Source organism: Methylomagnum ishizawai, from assembly GCF_019670005.1.
Classification (GTDB): domain Bacteria; phylum Pseudomonadota; class Gammaproteobacteria; order Methylococcales; family Methylococcaceae; genus Methylomagnum; species Methylomagnum ishizawai.
This window is the reverse complement of sequence record NZ_AP019783.1, coordinates 3871305-3885865: the sequence shown is the minus strand read 5'-3', so window position 1 is coordinate 3885865 and position 14561 is coordinate 3871305. Positions and strand designations below refer to the sequence as shown.

13 protein-coding genes are annotated in these 14561 nt (G+C 66.4%); 7 read left to right on the top strand and 6 right to left on the bottom strand.

Going from position 1 to position 14561, the window contains the following annotated elements:
• Nucleotides 1–15 precede the first annotated feature (15 nt).
• Entirely contained in the window at nucleotides 16–1203 is a 1188-nt protein-coding gene (locus tag K5658_RS17585; protein WP_221064392.1) for an iron-containing alcohol dehydrogenase, read from the bottom strand.
• Between the two features lie 4 nt (nucleotides 1204–1207).
• Entirely contained in the window at nucleotides 1208–1504 is a 297-nt protein-coding gene (locus K5658_RS17580; protein ID WP_221064391.1) for an antibiotic biosynthesis monooxygenase, read from the bottom strand.
• Nucleotides 1505–1680: 176 nt separating this feature from the next.
• Between K5658_RS17580 and pyk the strand changes: the two genes are divergently transcribed.
• The gene (gene pyk, locus K5658_RS17575; protein ID WP_221064390.1) at nucleotides 1681–3102 is read left to right on the top strand and encodes a pyruvate kinase; all 1422 of its coding nucleotides are present in this window, start codon (nucleotides 1681–1683) and stop codon (nucleotides 3100–3102) included.
• 405 nt (nucleotides 3103–3507) lie between these two features.
• The gene (locus tag K5658_RS17570) at nucleotides 3508–4755 is read left to right on the top strand and encodes a cyclic di-GMP phosphodiesterase (protein WP_221064389.1); all 1248 of its coding nucleotides are present in this window, start codon (nucleotides 3508–3510) and stop codon (nucleotides 4753–4755) included.
• Nucleotides 4756–4792: 37 nt separating this feature from the next.
• On the opposite strand, the gene K5658_RS17565 is transcribed toward K5658_RS17570, so the two are convergent.
• From K5658_RS17565 to K5658_RS17555, 3 genes are all read right to left on the bottom strand, one after another.
• Complete coding sequence (locus K5658_RS17565; protein ID WP_221064388.1) at nucleotides 4793–5473, bottom strand: response regulator; 681 nt, start codon at nucleotides 5471–5473, stop codon at nucleotides 4793–4795.
• Nucleotides 5474–5488: 15 nt separating this feature from the next.
• Nucleotides 5489–6961, bottom strand: coding sequence for an ATP-binding protein (locus K5658_RS17560; RefSeq protein ID WP_221064387.1), 1473 nt, complete (start codon nucleotides 6959–6961; stop codon nucleotides 5489–5491).
• A 95-nt stretch (nucleotides 6962–7056) separates the two neighbouring features.
• The gene (locus K5658_RS17555; RefSeq protein ID WP_221064386.1) at nucleotides 7057–7617 is read right to left on the bottom strand and encodes an EF-hand domain-containing protein; all 561 of its coding nucleotides are present in this window, start codon (nucleotides 7615–7617) and stop codon (nucleotides 7057–7059) included.
• 422 nt (nucleotides 7618–8039) lie between these two features.
• Here K5658_RS17555 and K5658_RS17550 point away from each other — a divergent pair, with 422 nt between their 5' ends.
• The 5 genes from K5658_RS17550 to K5658_RS17530 all read left to right on the top strand — a co-directional run bounded on the left by K5658_RS17550 (nucleotide 8040) and on the right by K5658_RS17530 (nucleotide 13333).
• On the top strand, nucleotides 8040–8852 hold the full coding sequence (locus tag K5658_RS17550; protein WP_221064385.1) for a HEAT repeat domain-containing protein: 813 nt from the start codon (nucleotides 8040–8042) through the stop codon (nucleotides 8850–8852).
• A gap of 59 nt (nucleotides 8853–8911) precedes the next feature.
• Complete coding sequence (locus K5658_RS17545; protein ID WP_221064384.1) at nucleotides 8912–9382, top strand: hypothetical protein; 471 nt, start codon at nucleotides 8912–8914, stop codon at nucleotides 9380–9382.
• Nucleotides 9383–9429: 47 nt separating this feature from the next.
• Nucleotides 9430–9657 (top strand): DUF4266 domain-containing protein, encoded by a 228-nt coding sequence (locus K5658_RS17540; RefSeq protein ID WP_221064383.1) that lies wholly within the window; start codon nucleotides 9430–9432, stop codon nucleotides 9655–9657.
• A complete protein-coding gene (locus K5658_RS17535) occupies nucleotides 9644–12331 on the top strand; it encodes a DUF3570 domain-containing protein (RefSeq protein ID WP_246628483.1) in 2688 nt (895 codons plus the stop codon). Before K5658_RS17540 ends, K5658_RS17535 begins: the two co-directional genes overlap by 14 nt.
• A gap of 129 nt (nucleotides 12332–12460) precedes the next feature.
• Complete coding sequence (locus K5658_RS17530; protein WP_221067016.1) at nucleotides 12461–13333, top strand: FAD:protein FMN transferase; 873 nt, start codon at nucleotides 12461–12463, stop codon at nucleotides 13331–13333.
• A gap of 37 nt (nucleotides 13334–13370) precedes the next feature.
• On the opposite strand, the gene K5658_RS17525 is transcribed toward K5658_RS17530, so the two are convergent.
• Nucleotides 13371–14171 (bottom strand): hypothetical protein, encoded by an 801-nt coding sequence (locus tag K5658_RS17525; protein WP_221064382.1) that lies wholly within the window; start codon nucleotides 14169–14171, stop codon nucleotides 13371–13373.
• Nucleotides 14172–14561 lie beyond the last annotated feature (390 nt).

Below are 14561 nucleotides of genomic sequence, written 5' to 3'. Positions count from 1 at the left end.
TCCGGGCTACCCGGTTCAGGCCAACCGCGCTTGCACGATGCCCGCGATCTCGTCGTCGGTCAGCACGATGGGATTGGTCTTCATGCTGGAACCCCGGCTATGGGCGACGATGCGCGGCACATCGGATTCGGCCACGCCCAGCGCCGACAACCCCGGCAGCCGCATGGCGCGGGTCCAGTCCTCCAGGGTTGCCACCAACAGGGCCAAGGCGTCCGCTTCGTCCAAGCCCGCGTTCTTGGCGAACAAGCGGCCTACCTCGGCATATTTCGCCAGGGCGGGATTTTGGGGATCGCGGGCCTGCATCGTCCCGATATTGCAGCGGGTCGCCGCCGCCACCAGGGTGCCGCATACGACTCCGTGCGGGATCGGGAACAAGGAGCCCAAGGGCTGGGCCAAGCCATGCACCGAACCCAGCCCGGCCTGGGCCAGGCAAATGCCGGACAGCAGCGAGGCCAGCGCCATCTTTTCCCGCCCCGGCGCGGCGGATTCCCCGCCCGCATACCAAGCCAGCAAGCCTTCCCGCGCCGCCCGCAAACCCCGCAAGGCCAGGGCGTCGGTGATGGGATTGGCGCGGATCGAGACATAGGCTTCCAACAACTGGGTGAGGGCGTCCATGCCGTTGGCGGCGATCAGCTCCGGCGGGCAGCCCGCCAGCAGGTCGGGATCGACGAAGGCGTATTCGGCCATCAGCCGGTCGTCGCGGAAGGATTTCTTGAAACCGTCCGGCCCATGGCGCGATAGCACGGCGTTCTTGGTGGCCTCGGAGCCGGTGCCCGCCGTGGTGGGCACGGCCAGGAACGGGGTGGCGGGTCCGGCGTAGGGCAGTTCCGGGCCCACGCCTTCCAGGTGGTCCATGACCGAATTGCCGGGACGCAGCAAACCGGCGATGGCCTTGGCCGCGTCCAGCACGCTGCCGCCACCGATGCCGATCACGCCCTCGATCCCGGCATCGCGCCACGCCCGTACCGCCCCGTCCACCAATTCCGGCGAGGGTTCGCCCGCCACCATCACGCCTTCCCAGGCGCAGCCTTGCGCCTTGAGCGCCGCGAACAAGGGTCCGGCCTGGGGCGATTCCCGGAACGAGCGGTTCCCGGTCACGATCAACCAGCGCCGTCCGTAACGGGCCGCGATGGCCGGGAGCCGGGCGAGGCTGCCCGCGCCGAATTCGATGCGGGGCAAGCGGCCTAGGCTGAAGGGCGTCATGGCTTCAGTCCTCCGGGTACAGGCCGAGCATGGGCACGCCCCGGCGCGGTTCGGCCATCATCTCGGCGACGCTGTCGCGCCAGGTGGCGTAATGCGGCGTTTGCTTGTGGGCGGCGGCGTCTTCGGCGGACGCATAGGCTTCGTAGAGGATGAAATGGCCGGGCCGCTCCGGGTCGCGCAGCACGTCGAAACGGCGGTTGCCGGGTTCCAGCACCGAGGCGGCGTGGTTGGCGTGGGTGGCTGCGATGAAGGCGTCCACGCATTCGGGCTTGACATGGACATGGACCAGGGTGACGTGCATGGTGGGGTTTCCTCGCGGGATGGATGGAACCGGCATTCTAGGCGCTCGGGCGCGGGCCGTGAATCCGCCGCCGCGTGGGCGGTGCGAGGAAAGAGCGGATTCACCCGCTATACACTATGGGTGTCACGTAACGCTGGATAGAATCCTTTCCTTGCTTCCTATCGAGCGCCCACCGCATGAATCCCAAACTCACCAAAATCCTCGCGACCCTGTCGCACCATCATTGCCAACCCGGATTCCTGGCCGCGTTGCACGCGGCGGGCATGGACGCCGTCAGGCTCAACACCGCCCATATCGCGCCCGACGACGCCCTGGGCGTGGTCCGCAATATCCGCGCCGTGTCCGACCGTATCGCCATCCTGATCGACACCAAGGGGCCGGAAGTCCGCACCCGCGACATCGCCGCGCCGATCCCGGTCGAGGCGGGCGAAACCGTCCGCATCGTCCGCGCCGCTCCGGTGGGCAAGGCGTTCTGCGTGTCCTATCCCGGCTTCATCGACGAGGTGCCGGTCGGCGCGGCGATCCTGATCGAGGACGGCACGCTGGAACTGGCCGTGGTCGCCAAGGAAGCCGACGCCCTGGTCTGCCAAGCGGTGAATCCGGGCCGGATCGCCGCCCGCAAGAATGTCAATGTGCCCTCGGTGCGGCTGGACCTGCCCGCGCTCTCGGGCCGCGACGCCGAATTCATCCATTTCGCGGCGGAGAACGGGGTGGACTATATCGCCCATTCCTTCGTGCGCGGGGCCGCCGATATCAAAGCGGTGCAGGATATCCTCGACACCCACCACAGCCCGGTCCAAATCGTCGCCAAGATCGAGAACAAGGAGGGTATCGACCATCTCGACGAGATTTTGGAAGCCTGTGCCGGGGTGATGATCGCCAGGGGCGACCTGGGCGTGGAAGTGCCGTTCGAGCAATTGCCGACCTTGCAGAAGCGCATCATCCAGGCCGCCGCCCGCAAGGCCAAGCTGGTCATCACCGCGACCCAGATGCTGCATTCGATGATCGAGAACCCGCGCCCGACCCGCGCCGAAGTGTCCGATGTCGCCAACGCGGTGTTCGACGGCACCGACGCGGTGATGCTCTCGGGCGAGACAGCCAATGGCAAATATCCGCTGGAGGCGGTCGCGACCATGGCCCGCATCGCCCGCGAGGCCGAGAAGCAGCGCCCCAGGGGCTGGGATATCGAGGCCGACGCCACCTCCAGCCCGGTGCGGGCCTATTTCGCCCACGCGGCGGCCCATGCCTGCCGCGAAGTCCCGGCCCGCGCCATCATCGCCGACTCGGAAACGGGCCGCATCGCCCGGCTGGTGTCGGCCTACCGGCCCGGCATCCCCATCTATGTGAAAAGCCCGAGGCTGCGCACGGTGCGGGAACTGGCCCTGCGTTACGGCGTCTACGCCCAACTCCAAGCGCCCCAGGCCAATACCGACCAACTCGTCTATAGTTCTGTCAGTTCGCTGCTGGCCGATGGCTCCATCGGCCCGGAGGATGTGGTGGTCGTGGTCGGCGGCACGCCGGGGTTGAGCGGTTCGACCAATTTCCTCGCGGTCAACGTGGCCGGGCATTGTGTCGAGGGCGGTCCGCCCCCGGTCTGAGGACGGTGTTGACAAAACCCATCGCGCGGATGGGACAGGGTGGCGGCCTGGGGCTGTATTCCCAGTCTGTACGGGCATGCCCCAGCCTGGACTGGGGGACATCGGTGTCCCGGTTCCAAGCGGCTAGGGGGCGGTGTTGCGGGAGGGTGTGGCCGTTGGGGCCGGAGGCCTGGCTCCGGGGTGGGCAACCCATTCGGCAGTAGGTGATTTTTTGCGCGATGGACGTTAGTCTTTAGACCTTGCGCCAAGGAAAGGCACCCCTCCACAAAAATAAACAACGGGGAAGACAGTAGCGGTTCCGGTCGGTCCTGGCCGGGAAATGCCTTGGTTCCGGTGCGGCCGCGACAGGTGGCTTGTGCCGCCGTCGTTTTCCACTCTTATGGCCTTGGCTGCGGGTACCGGCCTATGAATACACTGCAACAACATAAAATCGACGAACGCGAGACCGTCAAAATTCCCGTCGGCGAGTTGCGCGTTGGCATGTTCGTTTCCGAATTGGACCGGCCCTGGTTGGAAACGCCTTTCCTCCTGCAAGGCTTCGAGTTGAAGACCGAGCAGGATGTCCTGGCGGTCCAGGGGGTTTGCGAGTATGTCTATATCGATACCGTGCGTTCCCGCGCCGTGAGCTACGGTCCGCCGGGGACCAAGGCCGGCCAGTCCGCTCCCGGCCACCGCGCCAAGCCGGAGGGGGGCTTCGAGCGCGAACTCGGGAAGGCCAGCGCCGCCCGGCGGGAGACCAGCGGCCTCATCAAGCGCTTCATCGACGATATCCGGTTCGGCCGCAGCCTGGACATCCAGGTCGCCAGGGCGGCGGTCTCGGAATGCGTGTCCAGCATCCTCAGGAACCCCGAGGCGATGATGTTCCTGACCCAGATCAAGACCAGGGACGAGTACACCAGCCAGCATTCCTTCAACGTCTGCGTCTATGCCGTCGCCCTGGGGCGGCAGGCTGGTTTGCAGCCCCGCGAGTTGGAGGACATCGGGCTGTGCGGCCTGTTGCACGACATGGGCAAGGTGCGTATCCCCTTGGAGGTTCTCAACAAGGAGGGGAAGCTCACCCCCGACGAATTCGCCGTCATGAAGACGCATACCCGCCATGGCCGGGATATCCTGATGTCGGGGCGCAATATCTATAGCGGCACCGTGGATGTCGCCTTCGGCCACCACGAGAACCTCGACGGCACCGGCTATCCCCGCAGCCTCGAAGGCTCCCAGCTCAACCTCTACACCAAGATCGTCTCCATCGTCGATAAATACGACGCCATCACCAGCAACCGCAGCTATCAACGGGGCCGCAGCCACATCGAGGCCATCAAGATATTGAACGACCTCGCCAAGGACAAGATCGACCCGCAGTTGGCGATGGGCTTCATCTGCTGCCTGGGGGTGTATCCGGCGGGCAGCGTGGTGGAACTCACCACCGGCGAGGTGGGCGTGGTGATCGAGCAGAATCCGCGGTCGCGCCTGCGGCCCCGCATCGTGATCTGCCGGGACGCCGACAAGAACCGGGTGCCGATCCGCTTCGTCGATCTGAGCGAACGGGAACACGACAACCAGGGCCGGCTGTTCGCGATCCGTACCCTGCATCCACCGGACGCCTTCGGCATCGACCTCAGGCAATTCCAGAACCTGATGGAAAAGCGGGTTTGGTAGCGCCCCGGCGGGCCCGCCATCCGGCGTGGCCAACGCGCTAGGACCCCTCGAATTTGTAGCCGGCCCCGTACACCGACACCAGCGCTTCCCGCTCCCCCCCGATGGCCTGCGCCAGTTTGCGGCGGATGTTCTTGATATGGGTGTCGATGGTGCGGTCGGTGACGACCCGGCGGTCTTCGTATAGCCGGTTCAGCAGTTGTTCGCGGGAGTAGATGCGCCCCGGCGTTTCCATCAGGATGGCGAGCAGGCGGAATTCCACCGTGGTCAGGTCCAGGGCCGCGCCGTGGAAGGCGATCAGCATTTTCTCCCGGTCCACCCGGTAGGCCGGGGGCGGGGTTGCCGCGAAGGTCTCCAGCCGCCGGAACAAGGCCCGCACCCGCGCCACCACCTCGCGCGGGCTGTAGGGCTTGCAGATGTAATCGTCGGCCCCGAGTTCCAGCCCCAGCAAGCGGTCGATCTCCTCGATCCGCGCCGTCACCATGAAGATCGGCACGTTGGAGGCTTTGCGGATATCCCGGCACACATCCATGCCGTCCCGCCCCGGCAGCATCAGGTCCAGCAGGACCAGGTCGGGCGGGGCGGCGGCGACCTGGGCCGCGACCCCGAGGCCATCGGCCAGCCAATCGGTGGCGTAGCCCGCCCGCGCCAGATAGTCCATCAAGACCCCGGCCAGTTTCGGTTCGTCCTCGACGATCAGGATGCGTTTGGTCGCGTTCATGGCGGTCCCGGCGGTTCACGGAGGAGCCAAGGGTAGGTCCAAGCGCAGCCTGAGTCCACCCAGGGGCGAGGCGGCGGCGCTCAATCCGCCGCCATGGGCCTTGGCGATGCCCCGGCAGATCGCAAGCCCCAGCCCGGTGCCGCCCAGGGCGCGGCTGCGCGAGGGGTCCAGCCGGAAAAAGCGCTCGAACAAGCGCGGCAAGGCCGCCTCCGGCACGCCCGGCGCGGAGTCCTCGAGGGCTATCCAGGCCGTGTTCCCCTCCCGTCCCAGCGCGATCCGGCACACGCCCCCGGCGTCGGTGTAGCGCAGGCTGTTTTCCAGGAGGTTCAGGAACAATTGCCGCAGGCGCCCGGCGTCGCCCAGGATGGGCAACGGGATGGGTTCCGGCAATTCCAGGGCGATGCCCTTGGATTCGAAACGGGGCCGGAAGCCCCCGGCGCAGTCCAGCGCCAGCCCGGCCAGGTCGAGCCCGGCCATGCGGTAATCCAGGCTGCCCAGGTCGTGGCCCGACAATTCGCGCAGATCGTCCACCAGCTTGCCCAGGGCCAGGATTTCGCAATGCAGCGAGCGCAGCCGGTCCGGGCTGGGCTCGCGCACCCCGTCGAGCAGGGCTTCCACCTCCGAGCGCAGCACCGCCAAGGGCGTCCGCAACTCGTGGGAGGTGTCGGCCACCCATTGGCGGCGGGCTTGCTCGTTGCGTTCCAGGGTTTGGGCCAGCCGGTTGAAATCCCCGGCCAAACGGCCCAGTTCGTCGCGGCTCCCGACCGGGATGCGGGTGGCGTAATCGCCCGCGACCAGGGCGTTGGCCCCGGCGGCGATGCGGCGGATCGGGGCGAGGAATTGCCGCGCCAGCACCAGGGACAGCAGGAACGACACCTCCAGGGCCACGACGGCGATCAGGGTGTTGGCGCGGGCGTATTGCTCGACGAAGGCGGCTTGCAACCGGTCGGTCGCATGGCGGTCGGGCAGGAAAGCCAGCCAACCCACCGTCCGCCCGGCGTGGAGCAGCGGGCGCAGCGTTTCCATGGTGCCGGGCTCCCGGTCTTCGGGAGGGCCGACGACCTGGACCTTATCGAGGTCGACGACCCTGAGATGGCCGTGTTTGAACAGCGGGGGGTACGGCGGGCCGGGGTGGCCGAAATGATGGGGATGTCCGGGCGGGGGACCGGGGAATTCCCCGGCATCCTCGAACGGCGGGGCGGGCGGGGGTTCGGGTCCGTCCCGGGCCTTGTCCGCGGCGGCGACCTGTCCGAGCAGTTCGAACCAGGCGTATTGGTTGTTCCTCAGGAAATCCCAGGTGCCATGCCGGGCGTACCCCGCTTCCAGGAGTCCTGCCAGCGCGTCCATGCGCCGTGCCTCGACCTTGCGTAGATAATCGTCGAAGCCCCGCTGGAAGCTCCATTGCACCGAACCCAGCATCGCGCCCAGGATGACCAGCATCCCCAGGAAGATGGCGAGCAGCAGCTTGGTGAAAATCGTGAGTCTCATGGCGTGGCCCAGGATGTGGCGCGGGAACGCCATTATCGCGGGCCGCGTCCGGCATGGCGACGGGCCGGGTTCCGGTCGCGGAAAGGGCCGCTTTATTAGAAGCCGGGACCGCCGGGACCGCCGGGGCCGCCCGCGCCGCCGGGACCGCCTTTGCCGCCTTTGCCCGGCTTGGGCGGGGTCAGATATTCATCCTCGGAGATTTTGGTGTCGCGGTCGGTATCCAGCATGACGAAGGTCTGTATGGACTGGGGGAAGACCGGGCGCAGGGCTTTGAATTCGTCCGCGGACAGGCCGCTATCGCCGTCGGTGTCGGCCAGGGCGAAGGTCTCGGTGGCGGCGGACAGGGCTTGCCCGGTGAGGTCGCCGACGAATTCGGCCTGGCTCAGGGTGCCGCCGTCGGTGTTCAGCGTGTCGTACTTGCTGGTCTGTTGCGCCGCCATCCAGGTTTGCAATTCGGCCAGGGTGGCGTAGCCGCCGCCGTCGGTGTCGATGGCGGCGAACTCGGCGGTGCGGGCGGCTTGGATTTCCGCCTTGCTGATTTTGCCGTTGCTATCGGTGTCGTAGCTGGCCGGCCATTGGTTGTTGGATTTGGCGAGGGCGGGGCCACCGGACGCGGCGAGCAAGAGGGCGATGGCGAAAGGTTGGCGTAGGGGCATGGCGTTTACTCCGTAGGGGTTGGGCTTCAGGCTGGAATGGAATCGGCTTCGAGGCGGAGGCCCGCCGCGGTGGCGGCCGGCCTCCTGGACACGGGATTAAGCTTCGCCCCGGAGTGTGAGGCAAATATGGAGGAAAAATGAATTCCGCCGCGAACCCCGGCGGGCGATGGAGTCCAAGCGGGCAGCCCGTGGCATATGGCGCATTAGCCTGTGTTATATAGCGCATTATATTGTGTGATATGACGCAGGCTCGGGCTGGAAGGGACCGCCCGGCCCTTGGGGTCGTGGCCGCTGGGGCCAAGGGCGGGCCGGGTCCGGGAAGGCGGGTGGCAAGGCACGATAACTGCTACGGCTTTACGTTCCGGTTTGGCCCCTGCATGTGTTGAACGACGACGATGATCCCCGCCCCGCAAGACTCTTCCGTGCCATTCCCCGCTTGGGCCTTGCGCTGGCTGCTTGGGTTCTGGCTTGTGGGCGCATTGCCCGCCGTCGCGGACCCGGCGTCCGTTGTCGGCGTGGCCGAATCCCGTACCACCATCGCGGTGGACGCGGCCCAGGGAATCCGTGTGCAAGCGCGGCAAGCCCCCATGGGCCGGATGCTCGCCGCCCTCGCCGCCGAGACCCACATCCCCATCCACATCCCTGCCGGACTCGACATCGGACTCACCGCCACCTGCGCCGCCGCCGCCATCAAGCCGTTGCTGGCGTGCCTGCTGGGGCCGGATGCCAATCTCATGTTCCGCTACGAACAAGGACGGCCCGCGGAAATCTGGGTGCTGGCGGCGGGCACGCGCCCCGTGGCAACGGTCGCCCCGCCGCTCCCGAAGTCCGGGCTTGCCGCCGAATCCCCCTCCGTCGAGCAACTGCTGGCCCAGGCCACGGGCGGCGACGCCGAACAACGGGCCACGGCCCTGGGGCGCTTGATCGTCGATGGCCGGGTGGATGCGGCGGAATTGCGCGGGGCGTTGGAAACCGCGCTGGGCGATTCCGACCCCGAAGTCCGGGCGCAGGCGGTCTTCGGCTTGACCCGGCAGGGCGGCGACACCACGTCGGAGGTGCTGTGGCGGGCGTTTGAAGACCCCGACGAGTCGGTGCGGATGACCGCGCTGGACGGGGCGGGGGAAGATGCCCAAGGTCTCGCCTTGCTCCGGCAGGCGCTGGCCGACCGCGCCGCCGATGTCCGGGAATTCGCCGCGCTCAAGCTGGATTCGCTGTCCGGGGCCGCGGGGCGATAGCGGGCCACCCGGATTATAAAGGACACTTGAAATTCACCCGATCAGAGAAAACCCAGGTTATGAAAGCCAAATTCCCAAGACAGACGATAGGCGCGATGGCGGCCCTGCTCATTTTGGCGGGACTGCCGCAGCTGGTGTCGGCGCATGATCAGGTCGGCTTCCTCCGCAAGAAGGCCACGGCCACCGATATCTACCGGGTGGGCTGCCCGGTCGATCCGGCGGCGGGCACGCCCGACCGCTTGGATATCGCCATCAGGACCGCCAAGGCGGTGCCGTTCCTGCTCACCGCCCAAGTCCAGCGGGACGCCCAAAGCACCTCCACCACCGACCCCAAAAGCGGGGATAAGCGCTTCAGCTCCACGGTCAGCCTCTATGCCGGGTCGGGCGACTACACGGTCACGGTCGCCAAGACCCCCAAGTCCGGCAAAAAGTCCAAGAAATTGAACGCTTTGGTGTCATATACGCTGCAATTCCATTGCTACGGTACCCAGCACACCGACACCCATATCGAGACCCTCCAGGACCAATGATCCCAACGCCCCGCCGGGCACCGTGGGCCACGACCTCCCGAATCCCTATGAAGCAATCGCGAACAATCCTCCGCCGGGCGGCGGCGCTGGCCTTGGCGCTCTGGCTCTCGGGCTGCGTCCAGGTCGCGCCCTGGGAGCGCGGCCATCTCGCCAAGCCCCAAATGGCCTTGGAACCCCACCCCGAACAAAACGGCTTCCTCGAACATATCCATGGCGGACGGGAAGCGGCCTCGGGCGGCACCTCGGCCAGCGGGGGCGGTTGTGGCTGCTATTGATGGGGAGGGCGGGGCGCTGACGCGGATCGTCCGCTGGGCGCGGGGCTGCGGGGTGTTGTGCCGGGCCTTTTGCCGGGGGCGGGATTACCGTCTGCGGCGGCTGTTGGCGGACGGTCCGGGCGCTCCCGGACCCATGGCCGCGCCGGAAAGCCCGGCCTTGCGGGCGCTGACGGCGGCGGCCCTGGCCCTGCCGGGTTTGGCCCAGCCGCTGCACGCGGCGGAGGGCGACGAGGCGACTTTCCAATACGGGCATTACAAGGAAACCGCCCGCGAGCTTTATCTGGGCGAGCGCAGCGCCTACAACCCGATCCAGGTCGACAACCTCTCGGGCGGGGGCAAGTTCACCCTGATGGACCGCTGGAAGCTGGCCTTCCACTACGCCCAGGACACCTGGTCCGGGGCCACGCCCATCACCTCCGCGCCCCTGGCCTTGGGCGGCAACAATTATCCCAGCAACAACGCGGCCATCTCCGGCGCGACGCCCTTGATCCTGGGCAACAACACCTTGATGTACGACCGCCAGCTCAACCCGTACCGGCTGGATTTGGATTCCGGCAACTATGTCAAGGATACCCGGCTGGTGCAGACCATCGCCGCCGCTTCCCCGGAAACCCGGCAGCAGGGCGATTTCCGGCTGGCCTACCAATGGGACGAGGCCGAGGCCAGCGTCAACGGCGGCGTGTCCGAGGAGCCGGATTACCATTCGGCCTTCGCCGGGCTGGGGGGGCGCTTGGACCTCAACCAGAAACTCACCACCTTGAACCTGGGGCTGGATTACACCAACAGCGATATCTCGGCCCACCTCGACCCCAACGCCAGCCCTTATTACGACTATGACTATTACGCCAACCAGGTCCAGGTGCAGCCGGGGCCGTTCGGCACCGAGATCAAGACCCTCCGGGCCGTGCGCCAGGATTGGAACACCCATTTCAGCGTCACCCAGGTCTTGACCAAGGATGCCCTGATCGAGAGCGGCGTCGGCTATACCCGCAGCACCGGCTATCTGGCCAATCCCTACAAGGTGGTCGATTTCGTGTTCGTGGACCCCAACCAAACCCCGGTCGATACCGGCATCCCAGGCTTGCCGGCCTTGTTGACCCCCGAGGTGCAGGCGGTGTTGGAACGGCGTCCCGACGCCCGCGACCAAGTGACCTGGGACGCCCGCTATGTGCAATATATCGAACCCTTGGACGCGGCTTTGCATTTCGATTACCGCTTCTACCACGACGATTGGGGCATCGACGCCCATACCTTCCACCTGGATTGGGCGCAGCCCTTGGGCTGGGGCTGGACCCTCACCCCGAGGTTCCGCTATTACTCGCAGAGCGCCGCCGATTTCTACCAGCCCTATTTCCTGTTCCAGCGGGCCGAGCCCAAAGCGGGCGGCCAACTCGATCTCGCCCAGGTGCCGCTCAAGGCGTATTCCAGCGATTACCGGCTGTCGGGCTTCGGGGCGCTGAGCGGCGGGGTGACGGTCGAGAAACGGGTGGGCAAGGCGCTGACCCTGGAAGGCGGCTTCGAGTATTACACCCACGCGGGCGACCTCAAACTGGGCGGTGGCGGGGAAGCTTCCTACGCCAATTTCGATTATTACCAGTTCAACGCCGGCCTGCGGCTGGACCTTTCCGCGCCCTTGTCCCTGGATATCGGCGATGGCGACGAACACGCCCATCACCATCATAAGGGGCACGCGATGGCCCACGCCCCGGCGGGGGTGATGTTCGGCCATATGCTGGAACGGGCGGGCGAGACGATGGTCGGTTACCGCTATATGTACAGCCTACAGAGCGGCGGCAGCGGCGCCATGTTGAACGGCACGGCCTCGGTGGGCGACGCGGTGGTGGTGGCCCAGGGCTGCGGCGGCAAGAACCGCTGTTCCTACGCGCCCAGCCGCATGGCCATGAACATGCACATGCTCGACCTCATGTACGCGCCCACGGATTGGCTGAACCTGATGCTGATGCCGCAGTTCATGGATATGGACATGGATTTCCGCCAACTCGACGGCGCTCCGCCGCCGTCCGGCGAGAGTCATAACCACGGCGGCGCGCCGCGCCACGCCACCGGCGGTGTCGGCGATATCGGCATGTACGCCTTGTTCAAGCTGTTCGAGATGCCGGGGCACCATGTGCATACCGCCCTGGGCCTCACCGCGCCCAGCGGGAATGCCGGGCTGAAGATGCCCAGCAGCCAGACCTTCTACGACTATGGGATGCAACTCGGCAGCGGCACCTGGGATTTCCGGCCCAGCCTGACCTATACCGGCCAGGACGGGGCGTGGTCCTGGGGCGGGCAGTTGAACGCCATCGCCCGGCTGGAATCGCGCAACGAATTCGGCTACGCGCTGGGGGATATGTTCCAATCCAGCCTATGGGGCGGCTATAACCTCCTGGATTGGCTGTCGGCCTCGTTGCGCGGGGTCTACACCGCGCAAGGGGCCATCCAGGGCCAATACAACGGGCCGCATAGCGAAACCGCGACCTTCGATATCCCGGCCAATTACGGCGGGCATTATTGGGATTTGGGGTTCGGCCTCGCGGCGATGGTGCCGGAGGGGACGTTCCAGGGCAACCAGTTCGCCGTGGAATGGCTGCAACCCTTGGAGGACGACGCACACGGCTACCAGTTGCAGCGCACCGGTTCCTTGTCGGCGACTTGGCACCTGATGTTCTAGCGCATTTTCGGTTTGCGGGCCATCCCGGCGGGCCTGGAATAGGTGCCCGCCAATGCCCAGGTCCCAAACCCCGGTTTTCCACCCGCGGAGGCGGCTGTGCGGCGATTGTTCCGCCATTCCTTCAAGGCCATGGGTTCGCCCTGCGAGGTCCAGTGCTACGCCACGGACGCCGCCGAGGCCCGCCGCGCCATCGACCTCGCCAGCGCCGAGGCGCAGCGCCTCGAAGCCCGCTATTCCCGCTACCGCCCCGATAGCCTCCTGTCCCGGATCAACCGCGCCGCCGCCGGGGGCGGGCGCATCGCCGTGGACGCGGAAACCGCCGGGCTCCTGGATTACGCCGAAGCCTGCTACCGCCAGAGCGACGGGCTGTTCGATATCACCTCCGGCCTGTTGCGGCAAGCCTGGCGCTTCGGGCCGGGCGGCCTGCCCGATCCCGCCCTCATCGAATCCTTGCTCGGACGCATCGGCTGGCACCGGCTGCGCTGGGCCGCGCCCTGGCTGGAATTCCCCGAGGCCGGGCTGGAGCTGGATTTCGGCGGCGTGGTCAAGGAATACGCGGCCGACCGGGTGGCGGCCTTGTTGGCGGCGGCGGGCTTCCGCCAGGGCTTGGTGAACCTGGGCGGCGATATCCGGGTGGTCGGTCCGCATCCCGATGGGGCGCCCTGGCTGATCGGCATCCGCCATCCCCGCGTGCCCGGCGCCTTGCTCGGCAGTTTGCCGTTATACCAGGGGGGCTTGGCGAGCAGCGGCGATTACGAGCGCTGTCTGATGGTGGACGGCGTCCGCTACGGCCATGTGCTGAATCCCAGGACCGGCTGGCCGGTGCGGCATCTGGCGGCGGTGAGCGTGGTCGGCGATTTGTGCGTGGTGGCGGGCAGCGCCTCGACCATCGCCATGCTCAAGGAGGAAGACGGCCCCGCGTGGCTGGATGGCCTGGGCTTGCCGCATTTTTGGATGGATGCGCGGGGGGGGGCCGGCGGCAGCCTGCGTTTCCCCCCGTGAGGGCGGAGGCCGGGACGCGGTGCGCCCCGGCCCTGGATCAACGCCAGCCCTTGAACGGCAGGTGGTCGTCCACGTCCTGGGCGCTGGGCGTGACCACGACATCGTAGCCGGGGGTGGTGGTGCCGTCGGCGTTGGCGTTCACCGGGCAGCCCTCGGGCAGGGGGTTCTTGGTCAAATCCCGGTTGATGGTCAGGGTGGCCGGGGAGCCGATGCCATCGATGTTGGCGTCCGTGAATTTGGCGGTGGTGGCGGGAATCCACAGGTTGGCCGTGCCGGCCTTGGGCGGGAAGGTCTTCTTGCAGATATCGGCCACCGCGACCTTGACCAGCATCCGCTTGGCGCAGGAAGTGGATTTGAAGCTGATGGGGGTGAAGCGGAACGGCACCAGGCCGCGCAGATCGGTTTGCAGGTTGCCGTTGGTGGCGTAGAAGCCGATCACATTGCCGTTACCGTCGAGGGTCAGGTTCTGCTTCTTGAAGATGTTCCTATCCTGGACCAGGCTGGCCTTGGCGGCCAATCCCAAGGAGTCGGTGATTTCGGCGTCCAGCGTGGTCGCGGTGGATTGGGTCGTGACCGGGGTGGTGGTGGCGTCGGTCACCAGCACCTGGGTCACGGTGGGGCTGGCGGTGGGGAACACCACGCTCTGGGCGATGACCGGGATTTTTTTGCCGCTCTCGAGTTCGCAGGTATGCCCGATTTGCAGGGCGTTGTACGCCGTGACGCCTTCGGTGGCGGCGTCGCGGATCGTGGTGTGGGCGGCGGCGGGGTGCGCCGCGAGGCCCAGCACGGTGGTCAGCGAGCCGATGGCCAGGGTCTTGAGCGATTTCGGATTCATCATGTAGCCTCTCTTGAGGGTCTTGCGCCTAGACACCGCCGGAATCCCCAAAATCCATGGGGTTCGGGCGATGGGTTTGTTTTTATAGGGTTTTTCCGGGTCGATGCCCGCCGGGACGGGCGATCCAATCCACTGCTAAGCATGATCGGTGCCAATTTCTATGGACACGGCGCTTGTTGGCTTTTCCAATGTGGGGATGGCACCGATATTTCTAGATTGTGTGAAATAACGCAATGTTATGCGTTATATGGCCTTATTGTTCGGGAAAGCACGCGGTGTCAGCGCCGGGGTTGAAATGTATCCTTTTGTTTTCAAAAGGATAATCAAAATACGGGATTGGGTGACGCTGTAACGCCGGATCGTGCGCATAACAGGGTGGCTGGATCGCCGGGC

Bases quoted from the DNA above. Each gene is read 5' to 3' on its own strand.
- K5658_RS17585 (WP_221064392.1), bottom strand. From the start codon at position 1,203: ATGACGCCCTTCAGCCTAGGCCGCTTGCCCCGCATCGAATTCGGCGCG.
- K5658_RS17580 (WP_221064391.1), bottom strand. From the start codon at position 1,504: ATGCACGTCACCCTGGTCCATGTCCATGTCAAGCCCGAATGCGTGGAC.
- pyk (WP_221064390.1), top strand. From the start codon at position 1,681: ATGAATCCCAAACTCACCAAAATCCTCGCGACCCTGTCGCACCATCAT.
- K5658_RS17570 (WP_221064389.1), top strand. From the start codon at position 3,508: ATGAATACACTGCAACAACATAAAATCGACGAACGCGAGACCGTCAAA.
- K5658_RS17565 (WP_221064388.1), bottom strand. From the start codon at position 5,473: ATGAACGCGACCAAACGCATCCTGATCGTCGAGGACGAACCGAAACTG.
- K5658_RS17560 (WP_221064387.1), bottom strand. From the start codon at position 6,961: ATGAGACTCACGATTTTCACCAAGCTGCTGCTCGCCATCTTCCTGGGG.
- K5658_RS17555 (WP_221064386.1), bottom strand. From the start codon at position 7,617: ATGCCCCTACGCCAACCTTTCGCCATCGCCCTCTTGCTCGCCGCGTCC.
- K5658_RS17545 (WP_221064384.1), top strand. From the start codon at position 8,912: ATGAAAGCCAAATTCCCAAGACAGACGATAGGCGCGATGGCGGCCCTG.
- K5658_RS17540 (WP_221064383.1), top strand. From the start codon at position 9,430: ATGAAGCAATCGCGAACAATCCTCCGCCGGGCGGCGGCGCTGGCCTTG.
- K5658_RS17530 (WP_221067016.1), top strand. From the start codon at position 12,461: ATGGGTTCGCCCTGCGAGGTCCAGTGCTACGCCACGGACGCCGCCGAG.
- K5658_RS17525 (WP_221064382.1), bottom strand. From the start codon at position 14,171: ATGATGAATCCGAAATCGCTCAAGACCCTGGCCATCGGCTCGCTGACC.